This window comes from Agrobacterium sp. SORGH_AS_0745 (genome assembly GCF_030818995.1).
GTDB lineage: Bacteria > Pseudomonadota > Alphaproteobacteria > Rhizobiales > Rhizobiaceae > Agrobacterium > Agrobacterium tumefaciens.
This window is the reverse complement of record NZ_JAUTBI010000003.1, coordinates 637,558-650,027: the sequence shown is the minus strand read 5'-3', so window position 1 is coordinate 650,027 and position 12,470 is coordinate 637,558. Positions and strand designations below refer to the sequence as shown.

General features: G+C 57.9%; 9 protein-coding genes. 3 read left to right on the top strand and 6 right to left on the bottom strand.

Annotation, left to right across the window (positions count from 1 at the left end):
- The first annotated feature begins 47 nt into the window (after positions 1-47).
- Together QE432_RS12875 and QE432_RS12870 are read left to right on the top strand one after the other, a co-directional pair.
- A complete protein-coding gene (locus QE432_RS12875; RefSeq protein ID WP_025594653.1) occupies positions 48-1,247 on the top strand; it encodes a divergent polysaccharide deacetylase family protein in 1,200 nt (399 codons plus the stop codon).
- 58 nt (positions 1,248-1,305) lie between these two features.
- The gene (locus QE432_RS12870) at positions 1,306-1,818 is read left to right on the top strand and encodes an RNA pyrophosphohydrolase (protein WP_013636972.1); all 513 of its coding nucleotides are present in this window, start codon (positions 1,306-1,308) and stop codon (positions 1,816-1,818) included.
- Between the two features lie 48 nt (positions 1,819-1,866).
- Here the strand turns inward: QE432_RS12870 and bfr are convergent, their stop codons facing one another.
- From bfr to QE432_RS12850, 4 genes are all read right to left on the bottom strand, one after another.
- A complete protein-coding gene (gene bfr, locus QE432_RS12865) occupies positions 1,867-2,352 on the bottom strand; it encodes a bacterioferritin (RefSeq protein ID WP_003516472.1) in 486 nt (161 codons plus the stop codon).
- Positions 2,318-2,629 carry a (2Fe-2S)-binding protein gene (locus QE432_RS12860; RefSeq protein ID WP_013636971.1) on the bottom strand — a complete coding sequence of 104 codons (312 nt, stop codon included), beginning with the start codon at positions 2,627-2,629 and terminating at the stop codon, positions 2,318-2,320. The genes bfr and QE432_RS12860 overlap by 35 nt, the downstream gene beginning before the upstream one ends.
- Positions 2,630-2,891: 262 nt before the next feature.
- Positions 2,892-3,617 carry an acetoacetyl-CoA reductase gene (gene phbB, locus QE432_RS12855; protein ID WP_013636970.1) on the bottom strand — a complete coding sequence of 242 codons (726 nt, stop codon included), beginning with the start codon at positions 3,615-3,617 and terminating at the stop codon, positions 2,892-2,894.
- Between the two features lie 128 nt (positions 3,618-3,745).
- Positions 3,746-4,924, bottom strand: a complete 1,179-nt coding sequence (locus tag QE432_RS12850; protein WP_306624515.1) for an acetyl-CoA C-acetyltransferase — start codon at positions 4,922-4,924, stop codon at positions 3,746-3,748.
- Positions 4,925-5,165: 241 nt separating this feature from the next.
- On the opposite strand from QE432_RS12850, the gene phaR reads away from it, so the two are divergent.
- Positions 5,166-5,741, top strand: coding sequence for a polyhydroxyalkanoate synthesis repressor PhaR (phaR, locus tag QE432_RS12845; RefSeq protein WP_306624513.1), 576 nt, complete (start codon positions 5,166-5,168; stop codon positions 5,739-5,741).
- 51 nt (positions 5,742-5,792) lie between these two features.
- On the opposite strand, the gene QE432_RS12840 is transcribed toward phaR, so the two are convergent.
- Together QE432_RS12840 and QE432_RS12835 are read right to left on the bottom strand one after the other, a co-directional pair.
- Positions 5,793-7,169, bottom strand: coding sequence for an MFS transporter (locus tag QE432_RS12840; RefSeq protein WP_306624511.1), 1,377 nt, complete (start codon positions 7,167-7,169; stop codon positions 5,793-5,795).
- A 108-nt stretch (positions 7,170-7,277) separates the two neighbouring features.
- Entirely contained in the window at positions 7,278-12,038 is a 4,761-nt protein-coding gene (locus QE432_RS12835; RefSeq protein WP_306624509.1) for an NAD-glutamate dehydrogenase, read from the bottom strand.
- Positions 12,039-12,470: the final 432 nt, after the last annotated feature.

Sequence of the window (12,470 nt, the reverse complement as noted above, 5' to 3'; positions counted from 1 at the left end):
AGCCGGCGCATTTTCTCGATTGCCTAACCGTTTGGACGGATCGTTCATTGCCTTCTGACCTGCGAAAACCGCTTCTGGGTCGACAGAAAAAAAGCGCCGGTATCAACCGGCGCTTTTCCGTCATTATGGTTCTGTCCGCGCTTGCAGTTCTGACGATCGGCGGGCTTTCCGTCTATACGGCCCTGTCGCCCGGCAATCTGCAGAAGACGGCTTCCGGGCCGGACACCCAGCCCCAGCTCCCCGAAGATGCTCCGAAAACAGCAGCAGCCGATGTGGCGGATCCCAACGACACGGCTGGTCTGAAGCCGGAAAGCGGCCGCTCCGGCGCCAATATAAATCGGGCGACGATGCCGGATGGCAATGTGGTATCGGTCTATTCTCCTCGCCCCCGTGACAGCGACGGACCGGTGCTGATGAGCGGCCAGACCTACGGTCAGGATCCGCGCATGGCCACGCGGCCGAATGATGCATTGCTGGAAGAAACCGCATTTGGCAGATTGCCCGTCGTCGGTGCCGATGGTTTGCGGCCGATGGAGCAATATGCCCGGCCATGGTCCGGCGCACGCGGCACCCGGGTGGCGATCGTGGTCGGTGGTCTCGGCCTCAGCCAGACGGGTTCGCAAAAGGCGATCCGGGAACTGCCGCCGGAGGTGACGCTCGGTTTTGCTGCAAGCGGCAACAGCCTGCAGCGCTGGATGCAGGAAGCACGCCGTGAGGGGCATGAAATCCTTCTCCAGATACCGCTGGAGCCCTTCGGGTATCCCGGCACCAATCCCGGCCCGGACACGCTACTGGCGGGCGATCCGGCGAAGGTCAATATCGACCGGCTGCATCGCTCCATGGCGAAGATTACCAATTATACTGGCATCATGAATTATCTCGGCGGGCGTTTCCTTTCCGAGCAGGCGGCGCTGGAGCCGGTCATGCGCGATATCGGCAAGCGCGGGCTGCTTTTTCTGGACGATGCCTCTTCGGCGCAGTCGCTGAGCGGCGGGATTGCCAAAGCCATTTCCGCGCCGCAGGGCTTTGCCGATGTTCTGCTTGACGGTGAGGTCACCGAAGCCACTATCCTGCGCAAGCTGGACGAATTGGAGCGGATCGCGCGACGTAACGGTCAGGCGATCGGCGTTGCCTCGGCTTTCGACGAAAGCATCGCTGCAATCTCGAAGTGGTCGCGGGAGGCGGGCGGCCGCGGTATCGAGATCGTTGGTGTTTCTGCGCTTGTTTCGCAGCAGGCGGGGCAGTAAACCTTCTGCGCGGCCATTCCTTAGCGCCTTTTCGGCGCGCAGACAGTGCGGGTTTCCAATGACAATCAAAGCAGAAGATTTGCCTTACCGTCCCTGTGCGGGGATTATGGTTCTGAACGCCGAAGGCCTTGTCTGGGCCGGCCGGCGCATCAGGGAAGGCAATTCGGAATATGACGGTTCACCGCAATTGTGGCAGATGCCGCAGGGCGGCATCGATGACGGTGAACGGCCTTTGACGGCCGCCATTCGCGAACTTTACGAAGAGACGGGGATGAAAACGGTGACGTTGCTGGCGGAAGCGAGCGACTGGATCCATTATGATCTGCCGCCCGAACTGATCGGCATCGGCCTGAGAGGCAAGTATCGCGGGCAGGCGCAACGCTGGTTTGCCTTCCGTTTCGATGGCGACGAAAGCGAAATCCAGATCGACCCACCTCCAACAGGGCATACGGCTGAATTCGACGCCTGGGACTGGAAGCCGATGGAAAGCCTGCCAGAGCTCATCGTGCCCTTCAAGCGCGCGGTCTACGAGAAAGTGGTTGCGGAATTCCGGCACCTTGCCGGCAAGTAATAAAAAAGGCGGCCACTGGCCGCCTTTTCTTTGGTCGATTGCGAAAGCTTATTCTGCTTCGTTGGCGGAATCGGCGTTGAGCTGGCCGTATTTTTCCGCACCGATCTTGCCGAGCAGTTCGAGCTGGGTCTCAAGGAAGTCGATGTGACCTTCCTCGTCGATCAGCAGGGCTTCGAACAGCTTCATCGAGACATAGTCTCCGGCCTCGGAACAGATGTCGCGCGATTTCTTGTAGGATGTCCGTGCGTCATATTCGCCCGCCAGATCGGCTTCGAGCACTTCCTTGACGTTCTGACCGATGCGCAGGGGAGCCAGGGTCTGGAGGTTGGGATGGCCTTCCAGGAAAATGATACGATCGATGATCTTGTCGGCGTGCTGCATCTCTTCGATGGATTCCGCACGCTCCTTCTTTGCAAGCTTGGTGTAGCCCCAGTCATTCAGAAGTCGGTAGTGAAGCCAATACTGGTTTACCGCACCGAGTTCTAGAAAAAGGGCTTCGTTAAGCCGCTCGATGACTCTTGTGTCGCCTTTCAATGTCCGCTCTCCTGTTCTCTTCATGGAATCGCTTCAAGCGGGACATAAAATCAAAAACATCTGCTTCCGTCGAGTGGCGACGGGCGTGATATTCTTCAGTTGTCTGTATGATCAGGTCGACGACAGTCGGGAAACAGCCGCAGCAGCGGCCACGTTTTTCCATGGCATGATACACTTTTGCCGGAACGATAAGCTGCCAACAGTCCTCATCGAGGAGCTCGTTAATGACGTCCCGGATATCGTGGTCGGTGATGTAATTGCAGCTGCAAACCAGCATGATCGACTGCCTGTATGACGCAACACGTTGTTTTCGTTCTTAAACCAAAACAGGACACCCACTGTCAAGAAAAACCTCCGAGGATATCCGAAAGTGAACTCTGGATTCATTCTAAACTATACGAAAACTGTCGTATTTTCATTAGTTTAGCAGTTCCTATATTGCGGTATTTTTCGATCAAGTTTTTGTGCGTGGCGATATTATCAGGGCGGATATCACGAAAAGTTTACCTGCTTCCTTCCCGTTAGAAGGGGTGCCGATCTCAGGCGAAATATTGTCCGCCATTTGCGGTCATCGTGGAGCCGGTTATGAAACCAGCCTCGTCCGACACGAGAAACAGGACGCAGCGCGCGATTTCTTCCGGTTCGCCCAGGCGCCCGACCGGGATTTGCGGCACAATCCGCTCGGCCAGCACTTTCTCCGGTATAGCCCTCACCATCTCCGTGCCGATGTAACCGGGGCAGATGGCGTTGACGGTAATGTTGCGGCTTGCGCCTTCCTGGGCGAGCGCCTTGGTGAAGCCGATATCGCCAGCCTTTGAGGCGGAATAGTTGACTTGGCCAGCCTGGCCCTTCTGGCCATTGATGGAGGAAATATTGACGATGCGACCGAAGCCGCGGTCGCGCATACCCGGCCAGACGGGATGCGTCATGTTGAAGACGCCGGTGAGGTTGGTGTCGATCACCTCGCGCCATTGCTGCGGTGTCATCTTGTGAAACATCGCATCGCGGGTGATGCCGGCATTGTTGACGAGAACCTCGACGGGGCCGAAGGCCTCTTCAACCTGGGCTATTCCTTTCACGCAGGCATCATAGTCTCGCACGTCCCATTGAAACGCGGGTATGCCGGTTTCTTTCTGGAAGGCCTCTGCCCTATCTGTCGTGAAGGCGTAGTTGACGGCCACCTGGTAGCCGGCTGCCTGCAAGGCGCGGGCTATTGCTGCGCCTATGCCGCTTGTCCCGCCCGAAATCAACGCAACCCGGCTCATATGGCCTCCATTTCCTGAACTGTTTTAGCCGTGCTCAACGGCCACAGAAATGCGGCCAATGGGAGACCGCTTCTACCCTATTGGCCGCTGAACCGGAATTGCTTTTTGGAAGGCCGCACGGCCGTTTTTCAGAGCGCCTCGATGCACATGGCAACACCCATGCCGCCGCCGATGCAGAGCGTCGCGAGCCCCTTCGATACGTTGCGGCGGCGCATCTCGAAAATCAGCGTGTTCAGCACACGGGCGCCGGATGCGCCAATCGGATGGCCGATGGCAATCGCACCGCCATTGACGTTGACGATATCAGGATCAAGACCGAGCTCACGCACGACAGCGCAGGACTGGGCGGCAAACGCTTCGTTCGCCTCAACGAGGCCGATATCGCCGATCGACCAGCCTGCCTTGGCCAGCGCCTTGCGTGAGGCGGGGATGGGGCCGGTTCCCATGATCTGCGGATCGACACCCGCCGTCGCCCAGGAGGCGATGCGCGCCAGCGGTTTGATACCGCGCTTTGCCGCTTCCTGCTCCGACATCAGAAGTGTGGCAGCCGCGCCATCATTGAGGCCGGAGGCGTTGCCGGCCGTTACCGTGCCCTCCTTGTCGAAGGCGGGGCGAAGCTTTGCCATGGTTTCCAGCGAGACGCCGGCACGGATGTGTTCGTCAGCATCGATGATAATATCTGCCTTGCGGCCCTTGACCGTGAAAGCCGCGATCTCATCTGCGAAACGGCCGGCGCTCTGCGCGGCTTCGGCCTTGTTTTGCGATGCGACAGCGAACTGGTCCTGTTCATCACGGGAAAGCTGCCATTGCCGGGCGATGTTCTCGGCGGTTATGCCCATGTGGTAGCCGTAAAAGGCATCCGTCAGGCCGTCTTTCAGCATGGTGTCGATCATCTTGAAATCGCCCATCTTCACGCCGCCACGTAAATGGGCGCAATGGGGCGCCATGGACATGGATTCCTGCCCGCCGGCAATGATGATGGCCGCGTCGCCGGTAACGATCTGCTGCATGCCGAGTGCGACAGCGCGCAGGCCGGAACCGCATAGCTGATTGATGCCGAAGGCGGTTGCTTCCTGCGGAATGCCGGCTTTCATCGCCGCCTGCCGCGCCGGGTTCTGCCCTTCGCCTGCCGTCAACACCTGACCAAGGATGACCTCATCGATTTCATGGGCTGCGACACCGGCGCGCTCCAGGACGGCGTTGATGACGGTTGCCCCAAGCTCGTGGGCGGGCGTATTGGCAAAGCCACCATTGAAAGAACCGACGGCAGTGCGCGCAGCGCTGGCAATCACGATTGAAGGCGTCATCTGTTTCTCCTCACTTGCGGGCGGAGACTGGCAAAGCTTTGAATACAAGTCAAATGCCGAAAGTTGCTTTAAAAGATGTTGCTAAATCAAGCCGGAATCTTGCGGAAAATTGCTGCGCAAAAAACAAACTGTTGCGATGCACAAAACAATTGTCACGAGGCTTGTTTTGCGCATACACTTCGCGCGGGAAGAGCAATAACACTAAAAAACAAGAAAATACCATCATCGCGAGGAGGCGGGCATGGCAAAACACGACGGCGAAACAATCATTAAAAAATATGCCAACCGGCGGCTCTACAACACCGGAACCAGCACCTATGTGACGCTGGATGATCTGGCGCAGATGGTTAAACGCGGCGAGGACTTCAAGGTTCAGGACGCCAAATCATCCGAAGACATCACCCATGCGGTTCTGACGCAGATCATTGTTGAACAGGAAGCCAAAACCGGCAATACGCTTTTGCCAACGGCGTTTCTGCGGCAATTGATCTCCTATTACGGTGACCAGATGCAGATGGTCGTTCCGACATTTCTCGAACATTCGATGAAAACCTTCTCCGATCAGCAGAGCCAGATGCAGGAGCATATGGCCAAGGCGTTCGGTGACGGGTCGCTTGCGCGGAATTTCCAGGCTCCACTGCAAATGATGGAAGAGCAGATCCGCCGCAATACGGAACTGTTCCGGCAGGCAATGCAGGGGTTCACGCCTTTTGCAATGCCGCAGGCGCCCAAGGAAACGCGCAAGCCGAATGCATCCGAAATCGATGAGCTGAAGTCGCAGCTGCGCGCATTGCAGCAAAAACTCGATCTGCTCTGAAGGAGGCTGGAGCATTTCGGGTGAGACCCCTCAAATGCTCTCTCCGGTTCTTTAGCTTGCCGCCCGTTCCGGGACGCGCAGCAACAGAACAAACCCCAACCCCAGAAACACGATGAGGGTGGCCATGCCAATATGTGCGGAGCCACTGAGGTAGGTTGCTATTGAAAAGGACAGCGTCGCCATGAAGCTGGTGGCGCGGCCCGATAGCGCATAGATGCCGAAATAGCGTCCCGCCTCGGCAATGGTGATGTTGCGCGCCAGATAGGAACGCGACGAGGCCTGAACGGGACCGAAGGCGAGGCCAATCAATATGCCATAGAGCAGATAGGCCTTTTCCGCGCCGGTTGCGAAGATGCCGCCATTGTCCGCTGTCGGCAATTGGATCCAGCCAAACAGTGTCGAGGCCTTTTCTGTCGAGACGATGCCGACCGTCGCGATGAGCAGAAGAACCAGGCTGATAAGGATGGTGATCCGCGAGCCAAGTTTCTGATCGACGCGCCCGGCCGCAAAGCAGCCCACAATGGCGACGACGTTGAGCAGGATGCCGAAGAGGCCGATTTCCATCGTCGCCCAGCCGAACATTCCCGCCGCAAATACCCCACCCAGAATGAGCACGCCGTTGACGCCGTCCTGATAAAGCATACGTGCAATCAGGAACCGCAACAGGACGGGTCTGTCTCGAAGTTCGCGCAGGGTTGTCTTGAGCTCCGCAAGACCAGAGCGGATCGCCGCTCCGAAGGGTAGGCCCCTGTCCGCATCCGGGGTCAGCAGAAACATCGGCAGAATGAAGAGCAAATACCAGATTGCGGCTATTGGGCCGGTTATTCTGGCGTCCTCGCCGGTTGCGGGATCGAGACCGAAAAGCGGCTTGATACCGGCGATAGTCAGCCCTGTCTTTGGATTTGCGGCCAGAAGCGTCACCACGGCAATCAGCACCACCATGCCGCCGAGATAACCGAGGCCCCAGGCGAGATTGGAAATGCGTCCGACATTCTGCGGATTGGTCAGTCGCGGCATCATGGAATCGTTGAAGACGATCGAAAACTCCGCCGCGATGGATGCGAATATCATGCAGACGATGGGCAGGATGATCGGCGAACCCGGTGCTGCAAACCAGAGGAATAAAAGGCTGACGATCTTGATGGCGGCAAAAAAGGCGATCCACGGCTTTCTTGCGCCGGATTGGTCAGCGATGGAGCCGAGAATGGGGGAGAAGAGGGCGATGATGATCGAGGAGACCGTCGCCATATTGCTCCATGTCGCCTGCGCCGAAATAGGATCATCGGTGAGGCGGGCGACAAAGTAGGGTCCGAAAACGAAGGTCGTAACGACCGTGAAAAAGGGCTGTGCCGCCCAATCGAACATGACCCAGCCCCAGATGCCGCGTTTGGCAACCACTGTTTCCGCATTTGGGGAGGGGACAGTCATTCATCGTCCTATCGGATATGGGGGGGATAAAATGCGTGATGCCGGCGCAACCGCTTCATTTATGGCCATCCGGGCCAGTCACCCGGATGGCGTTTTTCGAATGGTCGATCAGCGCGTCTGAACGATATCGCCAAGCAGCCCCGCCGCCACTGTCAGGCGGGCGAGGTTGGTATCGCCGCTTTCGCTCAGTGCACCGAGTTCCGAGACGATGCGATTGACGCGCACGCGGTCGGCCGCATACCAGGCCTGAACCGGGTCCTTTTCCTTCGCATACTCGGTTAGGGCCGAGATGACGATCCGGCGTCTCGACAAGGCGATCTGGTCCTGGCTGCGCAGAAGAGCCAGGCTCTCGTAGTGATCGGCCGGTGTGATGCGCTGGCTGGCATCCAGCAGCCGCGCGACACGGAAGGTCGAGGAGACCGTGGCGTAGCTTTCGGCGGCGCGGGCAAGCGTCGTGCCCGCATTTTCGGCGATACGCATGATTTCAGGCACATAGACCAGCAGGGAAAGCGTATCCAGCTCCTCCAGAAGGCCAAAGGGAACACCGTCGATTTCCGTGACGCCAAGCTCGCGGCGATATTTCGCCGCTGCCGGCGATAGCGTCTTGATGGCAGTTTTCAGGCGCTCGATTTCGGTTGCCATGTCGCTCGTTCCAGCGCCCACGCTCCCGGTTTGCAGATAAAGCCTGCTTGCATCGGAGTAGATGCGGGTGATCGTGGCATAAAGTCCGTTCTGGACTTCTCCGCCGATCTTTCCGTCGAGCGCGTCGACCTCGCTCCAAAGACGTTTGAGGCCGAAACCATCCTCCACGATCACCGCTGCCTTGACGACATCAGCCGACAGGAGGCCGCTCGCATCGGCGAGTTTCTGCACGAAGCCAGGGCCGCCGCGGTTTACCACGGCATTGGCGAGCGCTGTCGCAACGATTTCGCGGTGCAGGCGATGCGCCTTGATATCGTCTGCATAGTTCTTCTGCATCTTGGCCGGGAAATAGTCTGCGAGCAGATGCTGGAGATAGGGTTCGTCGGGCAGCGGGCTTGCCACCAGAGCGTCGAACAGCGTCAGCTTGGCATAGGAAAGCAGCACGCCGATTTCCGGCCGGGTCAGCGGCTTGCCGGTGGCATATCTTTCGCTGAGCTCGGCATTGCTCGGCAAGGTTTCGACCTTGCGGTTCAGTTGGCCGGTTGCCTCCAGCGCGCTCATCAGGCGGCCGAGTTCTTCCCGGTTTGCAAGCCCAAGCCGCTCCGTCAGCGAGATTGCCAGCGATTGCAGGTAGTTGTTGCGCAGCACCAGCTGCGCCACTTCCGGCGTCATGGAGGCAAGAAGCTGGTTGCGCTTCGGCATCGTCAGGCGACCGCTATTGACCGCGGAGGCGAGGGCGATCTTGATGTTGACCTCGACGTCGGAGGAATTCACGCCGGCCGAGTTGTCGATGGCGTCGGAATTGCAACGCCCACCCGCCAGCGCATAGGCGATACGGCCCTTCTGGGTAATGCCGAGATTGGCGCCTTCGCCGATGACCTTGGCGCGCAGCTCGGTGGCGTTGACGCGGATGGGGTCGTTCGCCCTGTCACCCACCTCGGCGTTGGTTTCCACCGCCGCCTTGATATAGGTGCCGATGCCGCCGAACCACAGAAGATCGGTTGGCGCCTTCAGAATGGCGGTCATGATCTCGAAGGGTGTGGCAACGGATTTGTCGATGCCGATGGCAGCGACGGCTTCCGGCGTCAGCGTCACCGATTTTTCGGAACGCGAGATGATCATTGCGCCTTTTGAGAGCGTCGAACGGTCGTAATCCTGCCAGCTTGAGCGTGGCAATTCGAAAAGCCGCTTGCGCTCAGCGAAGGATTTGTCGGTATTGGGATCCGGATCGATGAAGATGTCGCGATGATCGAAGGCTGCGATCAGCCTGATCTTTTCCGACAGCAACATGCCGTTACCGAAAACGTCGCCGGACATGTCGCCGACACCTGCCACTGTGAAGGGCGTGGTCTGGATGTCGGTGTCCATTTCGCGGAAATGACGCTTTACCGTTTCCCAGGCACCGCGTGCGGTGATTCCCATCTTCTTGTGGTCGTAACCGGCGGAACCACCCGATGCGAAGGCATCGTCCAGCCAGAAGCCGGCGTCGTGGGCGAGGCCGTTTGCCGTATCGGAGAATGTCGCTGTCCCCTTATCGGCGGCGACGACGAAGTAGGGATCGTCCCCATCAAGCCGCAACGTATCGGCCGGCGGTACGACGGCGTCGTCGACGATATTGTCGGTGATGGACAGAAGAGTGCGGATATAGGTCTTGTAGGCTTCACGGCCTGCATTGAAGACCTCGTCGCGGGAGCCGCCAACAGGCAGGTTCTTCGGGAAAAAGCCGCCCTTGGCGCCAACGGGAACGATCACCGCATTCTTGACCTGCTGCGCCTTGACGAGACCGAGCACTTCCGTGCGGTAATCCTGGCCGCGATCCGACCAGCGCAGACCGCCGCGCGCCACTTTGCCAAAGCGCAGATGCACGCCTTCTACTTCGGTTCCGTAGACGAAGATTTCGCGGAAGGGACGCGGATCGGGCAGGCCGTCCAGATGTTTGGGATCGAACTTGAACGCCAACAGGTCACGCGGCGTGCCATCGGTGTTTTTCTGGAAGTAGTTGGTACGAAGCGTGGCGTCGATGGCGTTGACATAACGCCGCAAGGTGCGGTCTTCGTCGAGATTGGGAACACCGCTCAATGCCGCTTCGATCGTCTTGTGCATCTCTGCCAGTTTCTTCAGCCGCTTCTTCTCGTCGATGGAAGGATCAAAGCCAGCCTTGAACAGCGCGAAAATATTCCGTGAAATGGCCGGATATTTAAAGAGCGTTTCGGAAATATGCTCCTGGGAATAAACGATTCCGGTCTGGCGCAGATAACGGGCATAGGCGCGCAAGACGGACACTTCGCGCACGGTAAGGCCGCAGGCGAGGATCAGCCGGTTGAAGTTGTCATTATCGACCTTGCCCGAGAAGGCAGCAAGGAATGCTTCTTCGAGTTTCTGTCCGTATTGCGGCAGATCGAGCGTCACGCCCTTGCCGACGGCGAGTTCCATATCATGCAGCACGATGTCGCGCTTTTCGCCATCCGAGATGACACCGATGTCGAAGGTGCGCTCACTGATGACGTTGAAACCGAGGTTTTCCAGCAGCGGCACACGGCGCGACAGTGGCAGATGGCCATCCCGATGGAAGATCTTCAGCGACAGCGTCTCAGCTGACTGGCCTTCCTGCTGGTAAAATTCGATGCGGACCGGCTCACCCTTCACAGTGGCCAGAATATCCGCCATGTCGCCAATCGCCTCTTCCGGCGTGAAGGCTTCCTGATAGGCCTGATCAACCTCCAGCACCGGCGCACCAGGTTCGGAAAGGGCAACGAAATGGTCTATCCAGCGTGCTGCGATATCGCTGACGGCATCCTCCAGCTTGTCCTGCGCGATACGCGGCGTCTTGCCTTCCGTGCGGCCGACGATGAAATGGACGCGGGCGACAGCGCCTTCGGGGAAGGCCGGGTAATAGGCGGAAATATGCCCGTCATAGACCTTGCTCAGATAGTCGCCGATTTTCTCGCGCACATAGGAATTGTATTCCTCGCGCGGCACGAAGATGATGGCCGAGACGAAGCGGTCGAAACGGTCGATACGTGCGAGGACGCGCACACGTGGGCGGTCGCTCAGTTCCATGATTTGCTCGATGAAGCGGATCAGAAGATCCGTTTCGATCTGGAAGAGATCGTCGCGCGGATAGGCTTCCAGCGTGTTCTGCAGAATGCGGCCGGAGTGGCTGTTCGGATCAAAACCGAAATGCCGCTCGACATCCGCAATTTTGGCACGCAGCAGCGGGATGTGCTTTACCGAACGCGTATAGGCGGTGGCGGTGAAAAGGCCGACGATGCGCAATTCACCGATGACATTGCCATCCTCGTCGAAGCGCTTGATGCCGATATAATCCATATAAGCGCGGCGATGCACGATGGACTTCACATTTGCCTTGGTGACGATGAGGAAATCCGGACCGTCGAGGAAGGCGAGGATTTCAGGCGTCGTCGTCACGGCGTCCTTGCCAAGGCGCAGCACGCGCACATCCGGATCGCTCAAACTGCCGAGGCCGATGCCGTCACCGCGCTCGATTTTCGCGTTCTTTCCCTTTCCGGAATAGGTGTAATCGCGCATGCCGAGGAAGGTGAAATTGTCGTTGCGAAGCCAGTTGAGAAACTCGACGGCTTCCGCGCGCTCGGTCTTGCGCCGCGAGGAGCCGCGTTTTGACAATTCGTCTAGGGCTTCGTCGAGTTTCGACAGCATGGGCCGCCAGTCTCTGTAGGCGGACTGAACCTGCGCCAGCACGAAACGCAATCTTTCTTCCAGCGCCGTTGCGGCCTGCTGGGTCAGTGGGGCGATGTGCAGCTGAATGAGGCTGATATTCCCGGTGGGATCGTCATCAGGCTCCGCAAGGCGATAACCCGCCTGCGCCGTTGCATCCGGCACCAGAATGGGGTGGACCGCGAGATAGAGGCCGCGATAGCTGCTTGTGACCTCGCCCATGACGGAATCGTAGAGGAAGGGCATATTGCGGCCGATAATCGTCAGAACCGTTACCGGAATATCCCGCGGGGTAACGCCCTCCACCTGGGCGATGCTGATATGGGGCGCGTCTCCAGTCCAGCGCGAAAGAGCCTCGAAACTGTGCGCCGCGCTTGCGGCCAACATTTCGGCGGAATAATATTCTATGTCGTCGGCGCTTGCTCTTCCATAGAGTATACCCGGATCAAGAAATGGCGCGTTTTCGGCAAGTGCCTGCTGTCGTGCTTTTTCGATCTGTTTTTCGCGTTTTGGATTATTTCTGTAGCCCATTTGATGTGGATTCCTCCAAAAATCACACTTTAACGTAAAAAAGCACCGTCAATTTGCGGATTTTGCCTTTTCATTCGAATCGGATATTGGCGTGTAATTACGAAGAGTTTAAGAGGCTTTCGTGTTTCTTCAGTTGGGAAGTGAAATTTTTTTGCTTCTTATACGGTAGGGACCGGTTACGAAGCATTTGACAGTATTCCGGTAGCCCATTTATAGGTGGTTCTTTGGCCGCCATGTGATGTTGCGGCCACGGTCGAAGCAAATTATTGATTTGTGCCTATTTTTGTGGTACACCAACGATACTGATCCACAGCGTGGCATTTGTGTGCCCAAAAACACCACGAAAGCAACACCTCTTTTGCACGCGGTTTCCGTGACATATCGAGCGTTTACGTTATCGAAGCCCGCAATGCGGGAAGGTGTGTTTTTGCG

Bases quoted from the DNA above. Each gene is read 5' to 3' on its own strand.
- QE432_RS12860 (WP_013636971.1), bottom strand. From the start codon at position 2,629: ATGCTGGTTTGCAGCTGCAATTACATCACCGACCACGATATCCGGGAC.
- QE432_RS12870 (WP_013636972.1), top strand. From the start codon at position 1,306: ATGACAATCAAAGCAGAAGATTTGCCTTACCGTCCCTGTGCGGGGATT.
- phbB (WP_013636970.1), bottom strand. From the start codon at position 3,617: ATGAGCCGGGTTGCGTTGATTTCGGGCGGGACAAGCGGCATAGGCGCA.
- QE432_RS12850 (WP_306624515.1), bottom strand. From the start codon at position 4,924: ATGACGCCTTCAATCGTGATTGCCAGCGCTGCGCGCACTGCCGTCGGT.
- QE432_RS12840 (WP_306624511.1), bottom strand. From the start codon at position 7,169: ATGACTGTCCCCTCCCCAAATGCGGAAACAGTGGTTGCCAAACGCGGC.
- QE432_RS12835 (WP_306624509.1), bottom strand. From the start codon at position 12,038: ATGGGCTACAGAAATAATCCAAAACGCGAAAAACAGATCGAAAAAGCA.
- phaR (WP_306624513.1), top strand. From the start codon at position 5,166: ATGGCAAAACACGACGGCGAAACAATCATTAAAAAATATGCCAACCGG.